Source organism: Erythrobacter sp. S227 (assembly GCF_057364925.1).
Genome location: NZ_CP200280.1, coordinates 1,819,608 through 1,840,201 on the forward strand (window position 1 = coordinate 1,819,608; position 20,594 = coordinate 1,840,201).

The following is a 20,594-nucleotide window of genomic DNA, read 5'->3' on the forward strand; positions in this document are numbered from 1 at the left end:
CACCAAGCCTCAGGTATTATCCGTAGAATTCGAGCGGGTTGTCTTCGATGGTTGGCAGGCCGCCCCCCATATAAAGCTGCGCGAAGTTCAATCCGGGTAGATCGGCGTCAGGGGTGTCGACAGGTTGGCCCGGGTTGAGCGCGAATGCGTCAAGCGGCTCATTTACGAGCGCAAGGCCCGTGCCCGATTGCGCGCTTTGCGAGTTGCCGCTTGTGAACCAGTCGCCATAGGTCTCTTCACCAAATCCGTTGGCGTTGAGGAAATCGATCACCTGTTGCTCGGATTGATAGTTGGCATAGCGAATGTTGCCATCGGCCTCCATCACGGCGCGCAAGTAAGCGGTTCCGTCAGTCAGCGCGAAATAGACATCCTGCAGGCCATCGCCGTCATAGTCATCAGCGCCCAGCACACGGTTGATATTCTCGATCGCGAGATCGTTCTGGAAACGTTGCTGGCTATCATTGGGGCTGAACCGCTCAACATCGCCAGATTGCACAAGCGGGTCGATATAGATGCCAGCCACGCGCGTTTCGCCCGCCCAGCTGTTGTCGTCGAAATAGACCAGCCCGTCAGGCGCAGTGCCAACGGTCGCAAAGCGGGCGATGGAATCGTTGACAAGGATCTGGTCAATATCGCCATCGCCGTTGACGTCAGCCGCCCCGATGCGCAGCCAATTGCCATTTCCACCAAGCGAGTTACCGCCAAAATCGAGAATGTTGTTCATCGCGTCCTGATAGACGGATGGATCAGAGGTCTCGAAATTGACCGAAACACCTGTTCCGCGCAGCAAACGCATCGTCTGGTCGTCGAATTGCAGGAACTCGACATTGGTCAAAGTGTCCGTGCCATCCGCGCCAACCACCCGGAAAACGCCGAGCGATGTCTGTGTGACGGTGTAGTTCGCCATATTGCCCGACACGATCGCCACATCGATGTTGCTTCCGCCGTCGAGACTGTCATTGCCGCGGCCACCGGTAAGCCTGTTTGCCACATTATTTCCGATCAGCGTGTCATTGCCGCTGCCCGAAATCGCGTTTTCGATCACGGTCCCGCGCGCGATGCTCATATTGCCGGTGCTGCCACCCACGCTCGAGAAAGCTTCTGCGTTGAGGTTGATCTCTTGCGCGCTGCTAAAGGTGGAATAATTGACCGTATCATTGCCGCCATTGTCGACAATGACGAAGGCCAGAAGATTGCCTGAGCTGTTGGTAGCAGCATCGCCGACACCGAATGTCGCCCGCCCGCTGTTATTGCCAACACCATAGGTCGTGTTGCCGGTGCGCGTGTCGGTCGAGGCGCCATACGCAACCTGCGCGGCGACAATATCAGCCGACATCGGGGTCACTGCAAAGCGCCGGTCGAACGACTGATCGGCGAAGAATGTGTTCTCGGTCTGGCTGAAATACGACATCACCGTCGTGGCCCAGGAATCGTTCAGATAGGCGGCATCTTGCGAGTAAGTGGCATCGCCATTGTAACTGCCCGGGTGCCGAAGCCCCAATGCGTGCCCAACCTCGTGGATGTAGGTCTGGAAGGAATAGCTATCGAGCGTCGTGCCTTGCGTCTCCAACCAGTTGGTCGAGACATTGACTGTCGCTGCCGTAATGGTGTTGCCTGAAAGGGTGCTTCGCGCAAATGCACCGTCTTCGGTGTCCTGAAAATTGATCTGCGCGCCTGACGACACTTCTGCAAAATTGATGCCGGTAACGTCTGTCCAAAGCTTTAGGGCTTCACGGGCAAGCAATTGGCCCACAGCACTCAAAGAGGTCAGGTTGACGGTCAACGTATCGCCTTGCGTGACGTCCCAGCGCCGGATGTTGTTCTCGTTGAGAGACGAGCCGTACAACAGCCATTCGGCGATCTCGTCATTGGTGAACTCGCGCAAGGGCGGCGCGATAATTGCGCTGACCTGATAGTCGCCTTGCTCACCATCGGCCCAGCCGCCAACATCAAGATAGAATGTCCCGCTTTGCGTCGCGGTGAAGCGGATCCTGGAATAGGTGCCATTGCTGTCGTCATTATAGGCAAGCACATCGCCCGATGCGTTGCGCAGCGACAATGTGGTATCGACGTCGTTTGAGCCGCCGGTTTGGAAGGTTTCGAAGAAATAGGTTTCGCCCGCTTCCAATGTGACGGCGTACCAGTCGCGGTCACCGGTTTGATCAAGCACGCCGTCCGTGGCTGCCGCATCGATTTCCAAGGAACCGCTGGTCCTCTCCTCTGCACCGATTGCGTCGTTCAGCGGGCGCGAGCTAGACAGTACATAGCCTCCGGTGGCGCTCCCGAACCCGCGGACATCGAGGTAATAGTTGCCCGCCGAGGTCGCGGTAAATGTAATCTCGGAATAGAGCAGGTTCTGGTTCACATTGGCATCGTCATTCGTCGTAATGATGGTGCCCAATTCATCGCGCAGGTTCAAAACGCTGTCACGAAGTCCGCCCGGCAGCAGATACACCGTAAATGTGTACGTCTGACCGGCGAGAAGAAAAATCTCGAACCAGTCGCTGTCGCCTGCCGTGTTGATCTCATCGATAACAAAGGAACCAGGGGATAATTCGCCCTGAGTGGATGTGCTGCTGCCTGTATCTTCTGCGGTGACAGGAACAGGCCCGGCCTGAATGCCGGTGAAGTCATCCTCTTTCTGATGACAGGCAAGACAGCCGCAATGTCCGTTGTGGGGGCCAGCCTTTACAAACTCGCCAATGGGCACGTCCGCGCCAGAAGAACCGAATGGATTTTCGGTAAAGACGGGGCGGTTGCTTTCGATGTTTTGGTGAATCATAACCTGTACTCAATGCCCAAATGCGTTTCCGGAAGTGTTAGGACTTCTGGTTAAGCAGCGCGTGACCAATCGACGTGGCGAGGCTGCGAATATCTGTCAAATTTAGCGGCCGGTCCAGGACTTCGACTGCCATTGGCGGTAAAACTACCGAGTCTTCATCAGAAGCCTTGGTGATGGTTGCTTCGACGTAATGCGCGTTATCCATCTTTAATACAACGCGGATTTGGGACAAATCTGTTTGCGAACCAACGTCTTTCGACATCTGGTCCTCAAAGGACTGGCACATCTCCGATCGCGACATCGCGGTCTTGATCCTATCAGCATTCTCGACATGGCACGCTGGTCCATTGGCCGCCATCACAGCTTCTCCAGAAGCAAGGGAAAGCGCAAATAGCGCAGTAAAGAGGATCGCATGTCGAATAATCAGCCCCTTGCTCAAACCGGTCAGTGTTGACCATTACCACACCTGAACTGAACGAGGTACGGTCCAAGGTAAATCGGGTTTAGGCCGCACGGGCTTTATTGGAGATGAATTGGGCGAGCGCGCCTTTGGATTTGTCGCTGACGGGGCGGGCTACTTGCCGGCGCCTATCCCGTCCACAAGCAAGCGGTTTACGGTGCTGGCCAGCTTTCCAAGATCGTGGCCGCCCTCGTCCCATACCGCATATTTGAGCCCGACGAACACGTTCATTCCCATGAGGGCCCAGGCTTCGACCTCGCCAATGCCTTCGCGAAGCTCCCCGTTGTTCGCACCTTCGACAAGCCGCTTTTCAATAAGGTCAGCAATGCCCTGATAGTGCTCGCGGTAGCTTTGTGCGTCGACGAACTCGGCCTCGTCGATGATGCGGTAAACTTCCTTGTGCTCGCGCACGAATTCCAAAAACGCGTGGAGCGCTGCACGCTCGACTTCTTGCGCGTCCATCCGGTCAGACAGCGCCGAACGGGCACTGGTTTTGATATTGCTGCTCATGTCGCGGACAAGAGCGCTGAACAGCGCATCCTTGCTGTCGAAATAGGTGTAGAACGTGCCCAGCGCGACCCCGGCCCGGCGGGTGATCGAACTCACCGAAGCTTCGTGAAAACCCTTTTCGCCAAACTCGATTGCGGAGGCGTCCAAAAGCTTGCGCAGGGTCTTTCGCCCGCGTTCGGTGCGCGGCGTTTTGGCGTTGGTTTCGGCCTGCGCCGCAGTGCTGTTTGCTACATCCATCAAAGTCCCCGTCCCGCCCTTCACTAGGCGGGCAGAGAACAATTCACAAGTCACAACTTGAAAGTTGGTTCAACTTTCAATATTGAGGTCCCCAACGATAAGGTACGGGAGAGGTCCTCATGAATAGAAATGCCATCTGCGCGCGCGCACTGCTGCTTTCAGGCTGCGCGGCTATTGCGACTTTTGCGGCGCCTGCCGTAGCTCAGGACACAAGCGGTCCGGCACAGGACGATGCGGTCGAAACGACCGAGGGCAACGGCATCATCGTGACCGCACGGCGGCGCGAGGAGCGGTTGCAGGATGTGCCGCTGTCAATCACCGCGATCAGCGGCGATACGCTCGAACAGCAAGGTGTGCTTGAGCTCACACAAGTTGCACAGACCGTCCCCAACATCACACTAGAGGTCAGCCGCGGCACCAACACGACGCTAACGGCCTTTATCCGCGGCGTGGGTCAGCAGGACCCTGTTGCAGGTTTCGAGGCGGGCGTCGGCGTCTATGTCGACGACGTCTATCTCAACCGCCCGCAAGCAGCCGTGCTCGACGTCTACGATGTCGAGCGGATCGAGGTTTTGCGCGGACCACAAGGCACGCTTTACGGTCGCAACACAATCGGCGGCGCGATTAAATATGTGACCGCCAAATTGCCCGATGACCCCGCCCTCAGCATTCGCGGCACTTTGGGTAATTATGATCAGGCTGATCTGATTGTCACCGGTTCAACCCCGATTACAGACACGCTCAAGATCGGAGCAAGCGGTGCAAGGCTTTCTCGCGGCGGCTTTGGTGACAACCTCAATCTGGGGACCGAAAACTACAACAAGGACGTCTGGGCTGCGCGCGGGACGATCGAATTCGACAATGGCCCCGTGTTCGTCCGCCTGTCTGGCGACTATGTGAAAGACAATAGCGAGGCACGTCAGGGCACGCGCTTGATCCCCGGACTTCTCACCGGAGCGCCCGTTCTCGACGATGTGTTCGACACCCGTGCCGGTCTCAATATCGTCGATCAGGAAGTCGAAGCCTATGGCGGCGCGCTCAACATCGCGATCGAGCTTACCGATACGCTGACGCTCAAATCGATCACCGGTTACCGCGAAGACCAATCGACCACGCCGATTGACTTCGACAGCCTGCCTGCGGCCGATCTTGATGTTCCTGCAATCTATGAGAACGACCAGTTCAGCCAGGAATTGCAGCTGCTTTACGAAGGGGACCGTTTGTCGGGTGTGGCAGGGTTCTACTACCTTGATGCCAATGCCTTTACCGCGTTCGATGTGGCGCTGTTCACGACGGGCGATCTTATCGGCCTGCCGGGCCTGAACGCGCAAACGCTGGGCGATGTCGACACCAAAACCTACAGCTTCTTCGCCGATTTTACCTATGAGCTGACCGACACGATCTCGGTCTCGCTTGGCGGGCGTTACACAAATGACAAACGCACCAGCCGCGTTTTGCGCACGACCTTTATTCGAGGGTTCTCGGATCTGTTCGTGCCAGGCAGCCCTGCGATCCCGATTGCGGTCACAAGTGATTTCGAGGGAAGCGAAACCTTCTCGGATTTCAATCCGCGCGCCTCGATCAGCTGGCAACCCAATTCGAACCACAACATCTACTTCACTTACAGTCAGGGCTTCAAAGGCGGCGGTTTCGACCCGCGCGGACAAACGACCGCTGCGCCTGATCTCGATGGTGATGGCGATATCGATTTTGACGATCAGTTCGAATTCCTGCGCTTTGCACCGGAAACAGTCGACAGCTTTGAACTGGGCTGGAAAGCCTCGCTGCTCGATAACCGCCTCAACATCTCCCTCGCCGCTTTCCTTGGCCAATATGACGACGTCCAGATTCCGGGCAGCGTCGGGCTCGATTCCAATGGTGACGGTGTAAATGACAGCTTCATCGGCATCACTTCCAACGCAGCGAGCGCCGATATCAATGGCATCGAATTTGAAGGCAGAGCGCTGGTCGGGCGCGATTTTGCAGGCGAAGGCAGCCGCTTTAGCGTCAATTGGTCGCTGGGCTATCTTGATGCCGGGTTCAACACCTTCATCGACGCTTTCGGAAACGACGTCGCTGACCAGCGGGTGTTCCAGAACACACCGGACATCACCGCGCATATGGGCTTCAATCTCGGCCTTCCGGTGGCCGAAGGCATGCTCGACTTCATCGGTCTTGCCTCGCTGCGTTCGGACGCAAGCCAGTTTGAAACGCCCAATCCGTTCCTTGATCAGGACGGTTTTGTACTGGTCGATGCAAGCATCGTGTATACCGACGATGAAGGCCGTTTCTCAATCGGCGCGCACGCAAAGAACCTGCTCGACAAAGAGTATATCGTTGCAGGCTACAACTTTGTCGCAGGCGGTACGGGCGGAGCACCATTCACCCCGACGCTCGGGCTGGAAGGCACTTTGACCGGTTTCTACGGCGACCCTCGCCGCTTCTACGTCACCGCGCAGGTCAATTTCTAAGCCTCGGCGGGCGGATCATATGGATCGGGCCCGCACCACCGCGTGCCCCTCTCCAGATAACTAAGGCCCGCCGGTTTATAGCCGGCGGGCCATTTGTTTTATGGCGATTGTGCGGGCATGGTTTTGCCCGGTTCGACCAGAGCTATCGTTGCACGCGGCCCGAGCCATCGCCGCTCATAAGCTTTTCGACCTCGGGCACGGTGACCCGGTTAAAGTCGCCCATGATCGTGTGCTTGAGCGCCGAAGCTGCCACGGCAAATTCCAAGGACTGCTGCCTGTCTTCATAGGCGTTGAGGCCATAGATCAGCGCCGAAGCAAAGCTGTCCCCGCCGCCCACACGGTCGACAATGTCGGTGAGCTCGTATTTACGGCTCAGCATAAATCCATCGTCGCGGGTGCGCAGACACGCCGACCAATTGTTGCGGTCCGCACTGAGGCTTTCGCGCAAGGTGATCGCGATGGTGTGCATGTCGGGATAGATGTCGAGCACCTTTTGTCCCAGCGCTTCGTACTTCTTCGTATCAAGCTCGCCGCTCTCCACATCAACATCAACCGTAATGTCGAGCGATTTTTGACAGTCCTCTTCATTGGCAATGCCCACATCGACATACTTTACCAGCTCGCGCATGACCTCGGGCGCCGTCTTGCCGTATTTCCAGAGCTTGCCTCTGAAGTTGAAATCACATGAGACGGTGAGGCCCGCCTCCTTGGCTGCTTTGACGCAGGCCATCGAGAGGTCCGCTGCCGATTGGCTCAGCGCCGGGGTGATGCCAGTAATGTGGAGCCACTTTGCGCCCTTGAAGATCGTGGGCCAGTCGAACTCGTCCATCCCCGCATTGCAGATCGAGGAATTGGCGCGGTCATAGACCACTTTTGACGGACGCTGGTTGGACCCTGTTTCAAGGAAGTAAATCCCGACCCGGTCGCCCGAACGGCTCACATGAGCAGTCTCGACGCCGAACTTACGTAATTCCATGATCGCATTGTCGCCGATGTCATTGTCGGGCAGCGCGCTCACAAAGCCCGCATCGAGGCCGTAATTGGACAAGGCAACAGCGACATTCGCCTCGCCCCCGCCAAAGGTTGCTTCAAACTCGGGTGACTGGAAGAAACGTTCATGACCGGGCGTTTTCAGCCTCAGCATGATTTCACCAAAAGACAAAAATTCAGCCATGGGGAGGAGCTTTCGTTGAGCGAGCGGTCTGCGCGATGGCAACGGCCTCGCTCGCAAGGTTGGTTATTCGGGAATAGTCGCCAATTGCGACAGCTTCCTTGGGTGTAAGCCAGCTGCCGCCACAGGCAAGCACGCTGGGAAGGGACAGAAAATCGGACAGGTTTTCAGCGGAAACGCCGCCTGTCGGCATAAAGCGCATTTCGCGAAACACCGATGACAACGCCTTGAGCATGGGAACGCCGCCAGCAAGGCTTGCGGGGAAGAACTTCACGTCGCGAAGGCCCAAAGCATAGGCGCGCTGGACCTCGCCTGCGGTCATGGTGCCGGGGAAGAAGGGGATGCCTTCTTCAAGGCAGTAGACAGCGATCTCGTCCACCAAACCCGGCGACACGATAAACTGCGCCCCGCTTGCCACAACCGATTTTGCCTGATCGAGCGTAAGGACTGTCCCTGCCCCTACGATCAAGCCGTCGGTCTGGGCAAGTATCGCTTCCATGCCCTTTTGCGCATCGGCGCTGCGCATGACCACTTCGATGACACAAAGCCCGCCAGCGGCGAGAGCTTCGGCTGTCTTCACGGCACGCGCTGCGTCATTCTCGCCAATAAGCGGGACAACCGGAGCTGCGTCCAGGCGCTCGGATAAAGTTTTGCTCATCGTCTTTCCCCGCCGGCTTGCGCCTTATGAAAAGGCCAGTCCGCCATTGATGTCGACATTGGTGCCGGTGATGAAAGACGCTTCATCCGACGCAAGATATGCGACAAGATCGGCGGTCTCTTCCGCTTTGCCCTGGCGGCGCAGCGGCGTGGAGTTCGCCACATTCTCACGGGCAGCATCCGGCGTGAATTTGTCGTGGAATGAGGTGGCGATCATGCCCGGAGCGAGCGCGTTGACGCGGATGCCCTTTGGACCCAGCTCTTTCGCAAGGCCGCGGGTCATGGTCATCACGGCGCCTTTTGCGGTTGCGTAAGCAATCGCCCCGCCACCGCCGCCATCACGGCCAGCCAAGGAGGAGAGGTTCACAATCGCAGCGCCTTCTTTCATGAACGGCACAGCGGCCTTACTGGCAAGGAACGTCGATGTGACATTGAGCTGCATCACGAAGTTGAAGAACTCTTCGTCCATCTCCTGCAGCGTCTTGCGAGCAACCAGTCCACCGGCATTGTTGACCAGCACGTGAATCTCGTCGCCAAACGCCTCGCGCGTTGCAGCAATGAGTGCATCGACATCGGCGGTTTTGGTCACATCCGCCTTTACCGCGATCGCTTTACCACCTGCGGCTTCAACGGCTGCAACGGTGGCATCGGCATCGGCCTGATTGCTGTTGTAGTTGACGACAACGCTTGCCCCTTCGGAGCCCAGCTTGACGCAAACTGCGCGGCCAATGTCTCGGCTACCGCCGGTCACTACGGCCACTTTGCCTGCAAATTTCATTTTCGTTTCCCCTTATTAGGAATGTTATTGGCCAATGGCCGATTTCGGTTTCAATGGTTTGATGTCCGGGCACAGGATCAGGATTGACAGGACTGTCATGATCGCGAGCCCTGCACCGACCAGGAAGGCCGGCACGTAGCTGTTCACGGTGATGATCGGAATGAGGAAGTTCAGCAGAACCACCGCAAGCTTGGCAGCTGTTCCGGCGAACCCTGCAAGCGAACCGACCGATTGGCCGCTGTAAAAATCGCTTGGCAGTGTCTGGATGTTCCCGATCGCGGTTTGGAAGCCGAACAGGATGACACCCATGATAAGCACGGCGACCAGAGGCGTTGATGCCTGAGTTGTCGCAAGCAGCGAGACCAGCATGATTACGCCGCCAAGCGTGATCACCGACTTGCGCGTCCGGTTGACTGTCCAGCCCGCTTTCAAACGGTTGCCAGCAAGCAGTCCGCCGAACCATGCACCAAACATGGCACCGACATAAGGAATCCACGCGTAAACCGCGATTTCCTCCACGCCAAAGCCGTAAGTGTTCAGCAAATAAATCGGCAACCAACCGACAAACAGCCACCAGATCGGGTCGATAAAGAAGCTTGCAGCGATAACACCCCAGCTTTCCTTGCGCGAAAGGATTTCCTTTGAAGTCGGCGCATATTCGGCAACTTCATTGGTTTCGGCATTGCGTTGACCGGTCAGGATAAACTCGCGCTCTTCAGCGCTGATCCAGGGGTGCGCGTCTGGGCCGCTTTTGTAGACGATCAGCCATGGGATCAGCCACAAGAAGCCTAGCGCACCCACAGCGACGAAAGTCGCCTGCCAGCTGCCAAGAAATACGAAGAGCAGGCCGATGATGGGTGCAGAGACGATCCCGCCAATGGCGGCGCCTGAATTGAAGATGCCTTGAGCAAGAGCACGCTCGTTAATCGGGAACCATTCGGCATTGGCTTTGGTTGCGCCAGGCCAGTTTCCCGCTTCCGACACGCCAAGAACCGCGCGGAAAATCGCAAAGCTCAAAAGGCCCTGAGCCGCGGCATGCAGCATGGTCGCCGCCGACCAGACAACGATGGAAAGGACAAAGCCGAGCCGCGTACCAATCCAGTCGAAAATCTTGCCAAAAATGCTCTGACCAAAGGCATAGGCCAAGGTGAACACATTGAGGATGATCGCATAATCAAACTCGGTCAGCTCAAGGTCTTTGGAAATTTCAGGCCAAAGAAAGCCAAGCGCGCCGCGATCAATGTAGTTGATGACCGTCGCCACAGCGACGAGCAACACGATCCAATAGCGAAGCTTGTTTCGGAACATGTTCAGCCCTCCAAGCCAAGAAAGTCTTCGCACAGCGGGCTGAAGCTGTCTGCGGCGCCAGTGTCGTCTTTTGGCGTTTCCTTCGCGACCACGAAGGGCAAGCTTTGCGCCTCTAATGCCGTTACCATTCTTAGCTATCCTCCCGTGAAAGTGCGACCACGCCCGCAAATCCAGACCAGGCGATTTCCTCACCATCGAGCGTGGCGGAATGCGCCATGTCACTATCGGGATTGTGCGAAACAGCGATCACAAACCGCGGCCCTGATTTCAGGGTCACGCGAACGAAATCCATGTCCTCGATCCTGTAGTGATCAAGGTCGGAGACCAAACTGCGGCTGTCGAGCGTTTGTTCAGCCGCGCCATCATAGCTGCCATGCGCCTCCAACAGGCTGGCATAGCTCACTTCGCTGTCACGGCGGGCGCGCAGCATCAACAAGGGCTCGCGCCGTAGGTTAAACTCGGGATCATTCGCGCCGCTTTCGCCAAGGATGGCGGTCACGGGGCCATTGCTGGCAAAGCGGTAGGTGTAAAAACGCCCGTCGAGTATCCACGTCAGCGCGCCCTTGCCAGCATCAATCGCTGCCTTGGCATCAACCCAGATGTGCTGATAGCCATTGGCACTGCCCAGAACCGGGCGCTCGGCAATATTGCCTTGAGCCTCAAAGCCCAATTCCATGATGTGACCCGAATAATGAAGCGGCAGATCATACTGGTGCGCCTCGTCGCTCGCCGCATGGACCAGGTCCACAACCAGCGGAGCCTCAAGGCCCTGAATTCTCGGCATCAGCAGCGTCCGGCGCATTGTGACGCCGGGATAGGCGCTGTCGATGACGCCGCTCGTGACCTGAAGATCAGGTGCATCAGAGAAATAGAGCTGCTCTGGCCATTTTGTGTCTGCAAACTTCGCATCACCGTCAAAATGGCTGGTTTCATCCACGACAAGCGTGTTGTGCGCGACCGAGCTTTTCGCCCAGGTTTCATTCTCAGGCAGGTATCGCCCGCCGCGCTTCGCCTCGATATTGAGGAAACGCGCAGCGCCGTAGTCGCGAATAATCTCGTTGCCATTGTCGTAAAGCTGCCAGGCAAGCTTGTCGAAATGGCCGTGACCCATCCCTTGCGAGCTGTTCTTTGCGATCAATGCGGTCTCCGGTTCACCTTCGGCATTGGCATCGCCTTGCCGCAGGACCGCAACCGCGCCTTTGTCACCATCCGGACCGTCGGTGAACAGTATCGAACGGAACGCAAACGGCTCTGCCAATCCATTCTCCAGATCGCGCGCGACCAGTTCGCCATTGGGCGTCAGAACTGTGCGCCCCTGGAACCGGGCTACTGAAAGTAGCGCCGGATCGCGGGTCTGCCCGTACGCAATGGCAACCCCTTCATAAAGCTCGGCTGTGCGCAGGCTCTTGTCACGGATCGCATCGTTGAAGGGGAAGAAATAGCCGCGATAGCTCAGCTGAACCGTTGTCCGCAGAGCCTTGAGCAGAATACCGTCACGGTGCTGAAAGATGCCCCGCTCGGGTTCGTTTTGTTCGATAGCGTTCGCGAAAACCAGAAACGGTAGAAGCGCAAAGCGTTGATAATAGGGCCCTTCGGTATAATAACCATCGGGTGAGAACAGCAGCTCTGTCTGGCGGATGAAGCCCGCCGAACCGCTTTTGCCCGATCCCATCAAGGCCCGCTCGACCATGTCTTCGTCGCCGAGCAGATATCCGGTCATACCAACCCCGGCGGTGGCCCAAGTGGCATGGTTGTGGATGCGATCAAAGGTTTCGACCGATTCCACAGAAAGGAAATGCGCAGCTTGGCGGAACACCTGATCATCAATACGCTTTCGATCTGCATCGTTCAGCGTATCGCGGATGTCGCCATACCCTTGCACCGCATGGACCAGCCACATCGCATCGTTGAGAACCTGCCAGAAGATCCGGCCGGAGTACTGGTTCGCCTTGGCCGGATGCTCGCCAAGCGTTGGATAAAGCTCGGCATATTCAAGCAGCGTGTCGCGAACATAGTCACGGTAGCGTTCATCGCCTGTGATCCGGTAGAGCTGACCGCCCTGATAGATCGCGCGGAAGTTGCGCTTGTGCTGCTCGTGTGTGTAGCCGCCGCCCGGGTCCATCGGGACGGGCACAACCGGCCCATCCGCCATCATCATGTCGACGAATTCGCGGGCGCGCTCCAGCTCTTGCGCATAGAGTGCGGGAAAATTCGAGGTCGCTGCGCTGTTGTCTTGCGAAGCGACCTCTTGGGATACAGCAGCGCCAACGGAGTGCGGGATGGTGCACGCGGTGAGTGCTGCTGCGAGAAGATATGCGCGCTTCATTCGCTGTCCCCTTGGCCGGAACCGTCGTCAAAAGCGTTGTCGATAAGCCGGGCCCGGTGCTCGCCGTCATAGTTGAGCTCTTCAAGGATTGGCGCGCCTGTTTGAGCGAACGCGTTCTCGATGACGGCCGTCTTGGGCGTGCCGACCGTGTGCACCACTTTGAGCGGAGCGGAACCGGTGAAGGCATTGTTGCTGATCTCGGCGATCTGGACACCGTGGAGATGGATCGATCCGCCAGTCCCATTGGACGTGGCAAGGCCGACATTGCTCACCGCGTTGCGGGCAATCGTGACGTTAGGACCAAAGGTGCTCTCATCGCGCCCGCCGCGGTAAATGTCGGCAATCGGCCCGCCGATATTGGCGAAAATATTCTCTTCGATGTCGAGATATTCAGTGTTGTACTGACCGTAATCCTCGGTCTCTGCCGCTGCGGAAACGACAGTGCCCGTAATGTCTGCAAAGCTGCTTCTGGTGATCGTAACGCGGTCGGCGAGCGTGCTTTTGCCGAGGGTTAGCACATTGAATGACCGGTTCACATTGAGGTTGCGCACCGCAATCCGGTCCAGTTCCACCTGCAGGTTCGACTGGATCGGGAAGACCCCTGTGCGGATCATCGAGTTGCCGACAGAGTCGGGCGCGCGCTCGCCATCTATTGCAAGATCTTGGATGCGCAGATTACCACCTTCGCGCAGTTCAACCAGCGAAGGACGCGTGAAGAAAATCGTCGTTTTATCGGGACCTGCACCCGCAATCGTTAGCGTCGCCTCAAGCGGAATGGACCGGTCGACAATATACTCGCCCGGAGCAAGCGATAGCACATCGCCAGGTCCCGCCTTCATAGCCGCTTCTGCAAGCGTGCCCTGGCCCGGCGAAACTTCGATCACCTGCCGCGAAGAACCAAAATCAACCGGGTCGCCCGGCTTGGAGTACCAAGGCGCCCCGACCTCATCGAGCGACACCACCCGCAGGTCGCGCGGCGCGCCGACCGCTGCAAGTGCAGGATCGACCGGATAAAGGAGCCCGTTCTGCGCGCGCTCCATTTCGACAGGCGCGTTGCTGAAGCTAGCGAGTTCGCCCGCTACGCCGCCTTGTGCGACGCGGTTGCCTTTAAAGGCAAAGCCGGAGACATCGCCATACACTTCGAGGAAAGATTCACCCTCAAGCCCGCTCAAAAGGTTGTTTTCGAACATGCTTTCACTTGGCGCAGCAGAACGCTCTTCATCAGCGCCCACATTGAAAGCGACCCGGCGGCTGTCGACAATGGTGTTGTTTGCGATCCGCGCATTGGCCACTTCGACGTAGCGATTGACCGGCGAATTGGGCACACCGTTCATAATCGCGAACGCGCTTGAAAAGGCCTCACCACGAAGGCCCTCCATGTAATTGTTCCGCACCGTTTGACCGCGATTGATGACGCGTATGCCGCCGGTGTAATCCGCGCCGCCGCCAAGGAAGACATTGCCCTCGACCACATTGTTATCGCCATGGCGCAAAGTGAGGGTACCGCGCGCGCCAAGAAATACATTGCCGCGAAAGACGTTGCCGCCCGACTTGGACGAGATAATCTCAACCTCGCCGCCGGTGCGATCAAAGATATTGTGAGCAACCAGCGTGTTCGAGTTGAAAATCGAATTGTGGCTGGTGCCGACCCGCAACGTTTCCCCACCATTTGAGCCCAGCACAGCGCGCGGACCAAAATAGTTGTATTCGATACGGTGAGAGTTTTCGCGGCTTTCCTCGGTGTCGAGGCGCACCGCGAGCGTCACACCCTTATTCGTCTTCCCCATAAGGTTATTGTGATCGAAGCGGTTGTTCTTGCCGTAGATACCAACCCAATAATCGCTTTCATAGCGGTCGGGCTTGCTAAAGCCGTCGATCACCACCTCGGTAACGCGGCTGTGCCTGGCCTGATCTGTCTTCGAGACACGGAACGAGACGACCTCTCCGCGTGGGCTGTATCCATCGCGGAAAACAAGGCCGCTGACGGTGACGTATTGACCGCCAATGCGCAGGCTCGATTGCCCCGTCAGGAAAACCTGTCCGGGATTTTCAGCCTTTAATGTGATGGGTTCTTGCTCGCTGCCCTCACCGGTGATGACGAGATCGAAATCGCGCCATTCGCCATTGGCAAGCTCGATAACATCGCCAGCCTCGATCTCGCCGAGAACCTGCGAGTATTCTTCCTGCGTATGAACAAGGAAACGCTCCGCAAGCGCCGGGGTCGTCGCAACACACACGGCCACGGTCACAAGGCATAGCCTTGTCAGCATACAAAACGCCCCTCGTCCAAACTCTCTTGGCCCGACTATAGACCAGGGGTAACCGGTGTCAATCAATCTGGCATATTATTCCGGGGTTTTTTGTCACACCAATTTTGTTAGCCAATCTTGGTGGCAGCAGCAAAGCGCTCGCGGCTCTTGGAGGCCTTCGCCTGAAGTTCTTCCAATGCCATTCGCTCTGTTGCATCAAGCATTGATTCGATCAGCCGCTGGAAGTGCTCTCGCATGGCATTACGTGCAGCAGACGGATCTCTGTCGCGCAACGCAAAGAAGATCGCCTCGTGCTCAGCGGTTAGCTTGGCTGAATCTTCAAAGCACACCGCTGCGTGGGTCTTCTTCACCTCGGGGATCTCTTCACGCATCCGCCACAAGGTTTTGACCGTGTGGATCATGGCTGCGTTGTTGGAAGCTTCTGCGATCGTGCGGTGAAATTCTTCATCAGCCTGGTTCGCCTCGTCTTGGTCACCGTGGCGCATCCGTTCAATAAGGCCGGACAAATGCTCGATCGCCTCATCGGTAATATTATGCGCAGCCAGAGCGGCCGTTTCGGCTTCGACCAACAGCCTTGCTTCTGTAACTTCAAAAGCGCTGGCATTGGGTAAAGCCGCAGAGCCTTCCGGCCGCGCCTCGCTGACATAGACGCCCGATCCGGTCTTTATCTCCAACCGGCCAATGGCCTGAAGCGCGATTTCAGCTTCGCGGATTGTTACACGGCTGACGTTGAGCCGTTCTGCCAACTCGCGCTCACCTGGGAGGCGAGTTCCCGGAGGAAACGCACCCGCCTCAATCAGCTCCGAGATTTGCTCAGCCACAGATTGGAAAAGTCGCTTACCGCTCATGCAATTACTCCGATGAAACTATCACGCAATGCTATACCAATTTGATCCCATAGTTTCGAAAGGCATTCCGGTCAAAAGGACGGGCCGCCGCCCCTCACTAGGCGGCGGCCCTAAACACATCAGAAGCGCGCCCGTACACCGGCGAAGAAGCGCGGCCCATAGACGAGCACCTGTCCCAGATCATCCGGCGCGCCGCGGAAATCGGTGCGCGCATCGTTGAACAGGTTCAGCCCTTCGAGGCTGAAACGGATGTTGTTGTTCAGCGAATAGGTGATGCGGGCTTCGAACACGCCCACATCATCAACATAGCGGATCCGGCCCGGAGTCGCGATGAATTGCTGGAAGTAATTGCTGCGATACTTGTAGATGCCCTGGAAGTCGAAATCACCGATTTCGTAATAGGCTTGGGCCGACAAAACATGCTTTGAAAAGCCAAACAAGTTTGATGGCGGGATAAGACCATTGACCGTGGTCGAAGTCCGGTCGTCAATAGGTGTCGAGATCGCGCCCAAAACATCGTCTTCAAATTCAAAGTTTGAATCTGCGTAATTGTAGCTCAGCTTGAAGCCCAGCCCATCCAATGGTGCCGGCAGATAACTCAACCGGTGCGCAGCAGTAACCTCAAGACCGTAGATTCTGCTGGTCTCTTCGGTCGTGTTGATCGAGGTGACAAGCAGATCAGCTGCTGTCCCGCCGACGCTGAAGGTTTCGAAGACGCCTGTGGTTTCAAACCCGCCATCAAAGCTTTTATAATACGCATTGAAAGCAAGAATGGTATCGGCATTCGGATACCATTCAAGACCGGCATCAATATTCCAGGACAGCAATGGATCGGTCGCAGGATTGCCAGTGGCCGACACATTGTTGACGCCGCTAACGAGAGCTTCTTCCGGTGTTGCGAAATCGTCTTCGTCATTAATGTTCAAGATACGGCCATCACCGAGGCTCGCCGGGTCAGGCCTTGAAAGCGCGCGATAGACCGCAAGCCTGCCAAGCAAATCAGGCTGGAATTCAGCTACAAAATTGAAGCTTGGCAGAAACTCTGTGTAAGATGCGGTGCTATTTACAACGGTAAAGTCATTGGCATCCTCGACAAGCGCGAAGCCTTCGGTGCCGTCGCCGTTCTGATCAATCAGTTCGATAGAAAGCGCCGTGCGGAAAGCTCGCGAGCGCACCGAAGTGTTCACGACGCGCAGTCCGACATTACCCCGGACCGGCATATCGCCCATCATACTGTCAAAATCAGCCTGGACATAGCCAGCCCACGTACGTTCAGTCACATCTGTGTTCTGGATGGAGGCGAAGTCGCCTGTCGGATAGATCGGCACGCCATCCTCATCGAAGGTCAGGCCTTGTGGATCCTCGCGTTCAAGAACCTGCGCTACACAAAGAGCATCGAACGAGGCGAAACCGTTGGCTGTCCCGATCGTCGCTCCTCCCGCATCGATATTGGTGACCAGCGGATTGCCGCCTGAAATCGATGACAAGAAACCGCTTTCCGCAAAGTCAAACCGGCATTCCTGGTTCGCTGTTGCAAGCGCGTCATCGCTGTAGTTGGCCTCGAAACGGCTCGTCGGATTGGATGCACCCGGCACGTCGCGATACTCGAGCTGTTGATATCGGGTGCCAGCCTGGAACAGATTGAAAAATCCGTCCATTTCGTAGGCAGCATCCCCGCGCAATGCCCAAACCCTGTTAAACCGGTCCTGCTCAAGGTCCGCCCGCAAACGCGCTGCATCGCTGAACAAATCGGGGTTCGTTACATCGAAGTCGCGAACGATGAAGTTCAGGCCTTCAGAACCGTTTTGGAAAATCTGGATCACCGATTCCGGGCGATCAGGGCGCGTCGAACCATCATTCTCCTGCCCGCCGGTAAATGCGCCATCGTTACCAAAGATGTCTTCTTCATCATTGCTGCGAAAACGGATCTGCACCGCCTCTTCGATACGCTGCGTTTGCGAATATGACGCGTCGAGCGAAACCGTCAGCCGGTCCATCGGGCGAAAGTCGACCGAAAGGCCGCCGCCATAGTACTTTTCATCGCGCTCGATATACTCGCTCACCGCCTCAATTCGCTGCTCGCTGGTAAATTGGCGAAGAGCGCCTGTCTCAGTGAAGATGAGATCAAAGCCCTCGATCCGGTTCGGCGCACCCTGCGCGTCAATCCGGCGCCCTTCGGCAAAGTTCAGATCCGAACGCCGCTCCCTTGTGGCACGGCTCGAATATTGGAAGTCAGCGTTGATATCGACATCCGGGCTTGGCTGATATTGAACCGCACCGAAAAACGCGTTGCGCACATCTGCTGTACTGTTTTGACGAAACGCATAGCTGTTGCGGGCAATGACGAATGGCAGATCAATGCTTCCATCGCGCAGGCCGTTGATCGTACTTGTGTTGGTGTCGCAGTTGCCATCATCATTCAAGCCATCGGAGGTGTTGCCGATAGGCAATGATGGATCAACCACACAGGCGCGGATCGTGTTGGAAACCCGCGCTTCTTGCTCTGGATTGTTGGAATCCCGGCGCTCAAAGCCTAGCGAGATACCAAACTCACCGTCGCCAACATCGAATTGGTCAATATAACTCAGCGAACCGCGATAACCGAGGTCATTGAGGCGCTGGTCTGATGCGATGTCAAAGTTGTCGGGGTTGTATTCCGCCTTAAGCTCACCCTGAACCCGGCGCTTCCCGTAATCGACCGGACGCGTTGTCTCGAGCACGATCTGACCCGCGACACCGCCCTCGATGTAGCTAGCGGCCTGAGTTTTGTAGATACCGATCTTGGTGAAAAGCTCGGAAGGAAATTGGCTGAAGTTGACAGAGCGATCGCCGCTTCCGTTGGTGGCAATCCTGCCATTGATCACAGTCGAGCTTAGGAACGGGCCGAGACCACGGATCGAGATTTCCGTAGCGCCGCCGTTTTCGCGGTGCGAGCCTGCGCCGGTCAGGGTTTCCAATGCCTCGCCAATTGAAAGCGCCGGGATATCACCGATCTCGTCAGCGGAAAGCGCATCGAACACCTCTGTTGAGTTGCGCTTCTCATTGATCGAATTCTGGACAACGGCCCGGAAACCCTCGACGATGATCCCATCACCCTCACCGTCAGTGACGTCGACCGGATCATCTTGCGCCTGATCATCTTGCGCCAGCGCTGGAGTGGCGGCGAAAGCGACGCCTGCCATAAGTGCAGCAGAAAAAGAAATGCGCGCGTTTGCGCCGTAACGGGTTACGCGAAGTGCCATAGTGCCCCTCCCTAAAGGCTATTTGTTTGCCGCGAGCTTACGCCGAAGCGAGCACGAGTCAACCTCTACGTCATACCAAAACGCAATATCTTGCCTTACCAATTTTCCGGATCAGGTGTAGAGGCCTTTTACGACCCATAAAGGCCTCCAACTCTCCTTGCTTTCCGTCGATTTTTCAGCCCGTTACCCTATCCGTCGAGAGCGACCGACAGGCGGGAACTCCCGCATCAGCGGTCCGCGCAATATGATGCAATTATGTAACTGAGGCGAGCAAAACTGTCCCTCTCAGAAGCAGCACTTCGACATGGTAAACCCGCTGGGCCCAGCCAAAAATCGCTTGCTTTCAATATATTGATATAATTGGTATGACGAACTATTGATTTGTGCCTGTCAAACTGGCTGTCGTTCAGCTTGGGTTTCGGAACCAGTTGCTATAGGCAAAGAGAAGGTAGGCAGAGGGATATCATGAAGAATTTCAAGCAGATGAAACTTACTCACGGTGCGGTGGCCGCCGCCGCTTTGGCTTTGTGTGTCCCGTTTGGTGTGACAGCATCAGATTCCGGCGAACGCGCGCCCAGCGATGCTTTTGATCTCAGCTATTGGAAGATCACTCTGCCCAGTGATGATAACAATGACGGCAAGCCTGACGAGGTCAGCGTGCGCGCGATACAAGGATATACGCATTCGGACTTTTTCTATCTTAGCGATGATGGGCGGATGGTCTTTGCAGCGCCCAACAACGCTGTGACAACTGCCAATACCACCAACACCCGCAGCGAATTGCGCCAGATGCTTCGCGGCAGCAACACCCGCATCGGAACCCATGATCCAGGCAACAATTTTGCCGTTGAAGCGCGCAAGAGTTCTGACAAATTTGCCTCGATCGGCGGCAAGATGGAGGCGACACTGCGGGTCGATCACGTTTCACGGAACGCTGGTGATCCGACAAAGCGCCCCGCATATTCAGCAGTCGTGGGACAGATCCATGCCGTGAAGTATGACAGCACGCGCAGCGGCTTTGGCTACGGCAATGAACCGATTAAAATCTACTATAAGAAGTTTCCCGACCATGAGACCGGATCAGTGTTCTGGAATTACGAGCGCAACCTTGCAAAGGACGATCCTGATCGCACCGACCTTTCGGTGCCGGTCTTTGGGGTTGGCTGGGACAGCACTGAGGACCCTGGCGAGAGCGGCATCGCTCTGGGTGAGGATTTCAGCTACACGATCAACGTCCATCGCAACACGATGTATCTGACATTCCACAACGAGCGGCTTGGCACAGTGCGCCACACGCGTAGCCTTGTTCGGGGAGCGGATGCGAAGGACAATCCTTATGCCTACGGCGGGGACTCGCTCTATTTCAAAGCGGGCATATATAACCAGTGCAGTACGCGTACGGGCGCATCCATGTGGTATGCAGGGTGCCCTGGAACAGGTGACTGGGAACAGGACAAGGCCGATGGCAATTATGCGCAGGCGAGCTTCTCGCGCCTTGTTATAGGCCCCTCAACGCCGCCTGAATAATCTCTCG

At 56.6% G+C, this 20,594-nt stretch carries 14 protein-coding genes; 2 read left to right on the plus strand and 12 right to left on the minus strand.

Features of this window, described 5'->3' with window-relative positions:
- Window positions 1-16: 16 nt before the first annotated feature.
- From AC0V6Q_RS08530 to AC0V6Q_RS08540, 3 genes are all read right to left on the minus strand, one after another.
- Window positions 17-2,782 (minus strand): M10 family metallopeptidase C-terminal domain-containing protein, encoded by a 2,766-nt coding sequence (locus tag AC0V6Q_RS08530; protein ID WP_486167966.1) that lies wholly within the window; start codon window positions 2,780-2,782, stop codon window positions 17-19.
- A 37-nt stretch (window positions 2,783-2,819) separates the two neighbouring features.
- Window positions 2,820-3,221, minus strand: a complete 402-nt coding sequence (locus AC0V6Q_RS08535; RefSeq protein WP_486167967.1) for a hypothetical protein — start codon at window positions 3,219-3,221, stop codon at window positions 2,820-2,822.
- A gap of 135 nt (window positions 3,222-3,356) precedes the next feature.
- Window positions 3,357-3,989 carry a TetR/AcrR family transcriptional regulator gene (locus AC0V6Q_RS08540; protein WP_486167968.1) on the minus strand — a complete coding sequence of 211 codons (633 nt, stop codon included), beginning with the start codon at window positions 3,987-3,989 and terminating at the stop codon, window positions 3,357-3,359.
- 119 nt (window positions 3,990-4,108) lie between these two features.
- On the opposite strand from AC0V6Q_RS08540, the gene AC0V6Q_RS08545 reads away from it, so the two are divergent.
- Window positions 4,109-6,460 (plus strand): TonB-dependent receptor, encoded by a 2,352-nt coding sequence (locus tag AC0V6Q_RS08545; RefSeq protein WP_486167969.1) that lies wholly within the window; start codon window positions 4,109-4,111, stop codon window positions 6,458-6,460.
- A gap of 142 nt (window positions 6,461-6,602) precedes the next feature.
- On the opposite strand, the gene AC0V6Q_RS08550 is transcribed toward AC0V6Q_RS08545, so the two are convergent.
- The 9 genes from AC0V6Q_RS08550 to AC0V6Q_RS08590 all read right to left on the minus strand — a co-directional run bounded on the left by AC0V6Q_RS08550 (window position 6,603) and on the right by AC0V6Q_RS08590 (window position 19,060).
- Window positions 6,603-7,634: a PfkB family carbohydrate kinase gene (locus AC0V6Q_RS08550; protein WP_486167970.1), complete on the minus strand. Its 1,032-nt coding sequence runs from the start codon at window positions 7,632-7,634 to the stop codon at window positions 6,603-6,605.
- Window positions 7,627-8,289 carry a bifunctional 4-hydroxy-2-oxoglutarate aldolase/2-dehydro-3-deoxy-phosphogluconate aldolase gene (locus AC0V6Q_RS08555; protein ID WP_486167971.1) on the minus strand — a complete coding sequence of 221 codons (663 nt, stop codon included), beginning with the start codon at window positions 8,287-8,289 and terminating at the stop codon, window positions 7,627-7,629. Before AC0V6Q_RS08555 ends, AC0V6Q_RS08550 begins: the two co-directional genes overlap by 8 nt.
- Before the next feature lie 24 nt (window positions 8,290-8,313).
- Window positions 8,314-9,066 (minus strand): SDR family NAD(P)-dependent oxidoreductase, encoded by a 753-nt coding sequence (locus AC0V6Q_RS08560; RefSeq protein ID WP_486167972.1) that lies wholly within the window; start codon window positions 9,064-9,066, stop codon window positions 8,314-8,316.
- Between the two features lie 24 nt (window positions 9,067-9,090).
- Window positions 9,091-10,374, minus strand: coding sequence for an MFS transporter (locus AC0V6Q_RS08565; protein WP_486167973.1), 1,284 nt, complete (start codon window positions 10,372-10,374; stop codon window positions 9,091-9,093).
- 2 nt (window positions 10,375-10,376) lie between these two features.
- Window positions 10,377-10,502: a hypothetical protein gene (locus AC0V6Q_RS08570; RefSeq protein WP_486167974.1), complete on the minus strand. Its 126-nt coding sequence runs from the start codon at window positions 10,500-10,502 to the stop codon at window positions 10,377-10,379.
- A gap of 2 nt (window positions 10,503-10,504) precedes the next feature.
- Window positions 10,505-12,700 (minus strand): alginate lyase family protein, encoded by a 2,196-nt coding sequence (locus AC0V6Q_RS08575; protein ID WP_486167975.1) that lies wholly within the window; start codon window positions 12,698-12,700, stop codon window positions 10,505-10,507.
- Window positions 12,697-14,970 (minus strand): polysaccharide lyase 6 family protein, encoded by a 2,274-nt coding sequence (locus AC0V6Q_RS08580; RefSeq protein WP_486167976.1) that lies wholly within the window; start codon window positions 14,968-14,970, stop codon window positions 12,697-12,699. Before AC0V6Q_RS08580 ends, AC0V6Q_RS08575 begins: the two co-directional genes overlap by 4 nt.
- Before the next feature lie 107 nt (window positions 14,971-15,077).
- Complete coding sequence (locus AC0V6Q_RS08585; RefSeq protein WP_486167977.1) at window positions 15,078-15,818, minus strand: FadR/GntR family transcriptional regulator; 741 nt, start codon at window positions 15,816-15,818, stop codon at window positions 15,078-15,080.
- 119 nt (window positions 15,819-15,937) lie between these two features.
- Window positions 15,938-19,060: a TonB-dependent receptor gene (locus AC0V6Q_RS08590; protein WP_486167978.1), complete on the minus strand. Its 3,123-nt coding sequence runs from the start codon at window positions 19,058-19,060 to the stop codon at window positions 15,938-15,940.
- 465 nt (window positions 19,061-19,525) lie between these two features.
- Here AC0V6Q_RS08590 and AC0V6Q_RS08595 point away from each other — a divergent pair, with 465 nt between their 5' ends.
- Window positions 19,526-20,587 carry a polysaccharide lyase family 7 protein gene (locus AC0V6Q_RS08595; protein WP_486167979.1) on the plus strand — a complete coding sequence of 354 codons (1,062 nt, stop codon included), beginning with the start codon at window positions 19,526-19,528 and terminating at the stop codon, window positions 20,585-20,587.
- The last annotated feature ends 7 nt before the right edge of the window (window positions 20,588-20,594 follow it).

Coding starts and splice junctions, on each gene's coding strand:
- AC0V6Q_RS08530 (WP_486167966.1), bottom strand. CDS start 2,782: ATGATTCACCAAAACATCGAAAGCAACCGCCCCGTCTTTACCGAAAAT.
- AC0V6Q_RS08540 (WP_486167968.1), bottom strand. CDS start 3,989: ATGGATGTAGCAAACAGCACTGCGGCGCAGGCCGAAACCAACGCCAAA.
- AC0V6Q_RS08545 (WP_486167969.1), top strand. CDS start 4,109: ATGAATAGAAATGCCATCTGCGCGCGCGCACTGCTGCTTTCAGGCTGC.
- AC0V6Q_RS08550 (WP_486167970.1), bottom strand. CDS start 7,634: ATGGCTGAATTTTTGTCTTTTGGTGAAATCATGCTGAGGCTGAAAACG.
- AC0V6Q_RS08555 (WP_486167971.1), bottom strand. CDS start 8,289: ATGAGCAAAACTTTATCCGAGCGCCTGGACGCAGCTCCGGTTGTCCCG.
- AC0V6Q_RS08560 (WP_486167972.1), bottom strand. CDS start 9,066: ATGAAATTTGCAGGCAAAGTGGCCGTAGTGACCGGCGGTAGCCGAGAC.
- AC0V6Q_RS08565 (WP_486167973.1), bottom strand. CDS start 10,374: ATGTTCCGAAACAAGCTTCGCTATTGGATCGTGTTGCTCGTCGCTGTG.
- AC0V6Q_RS08570 (WP_486167974.1), bottom strand. CDS start 10,502: ATGGTAACGGCATTAGAGGCGCAAAGCTTGCCCTTCGTGGTCGCGAAG.
- AC0V6Q_RS08575 (WP_486167975.1), bottom strand. CDS start 12,700: ATGAAGCGCGCATATCTTCTCGCAGCAGCACTCACCGCGTGCACCATC.
- AC0V6Q_RS08580 (WP_486167976.1), bottom strand. CDS start 14,970: ATGCTGACAAGGCTATGCCTTGTGACCGTGGCCGTGTGTGTTGCGACG.
- AC0V6Q_RS08585 (WP_486167977.1), bottom strand. CDS start 15,818: ATGAGCGGTAAGCGACTTTTCCAATCTGTGGCTGAGCAAATCTCGGAG.
- AC0V6Q_RS08590 (WP_486167978.1), bottom strand. CDS start 19,060: ATGGCACTTCGCGTAACCCGTTACGGCGCAAACGCGCGCATTTCTTTT.
- AC0V6Q_RS08595 (WP_486167979.1), top strand. CDS start 19,526: ATGAAGAATTTCAAGCAGATGAAACTTACTCACGGTGCGGTGGCCGCC.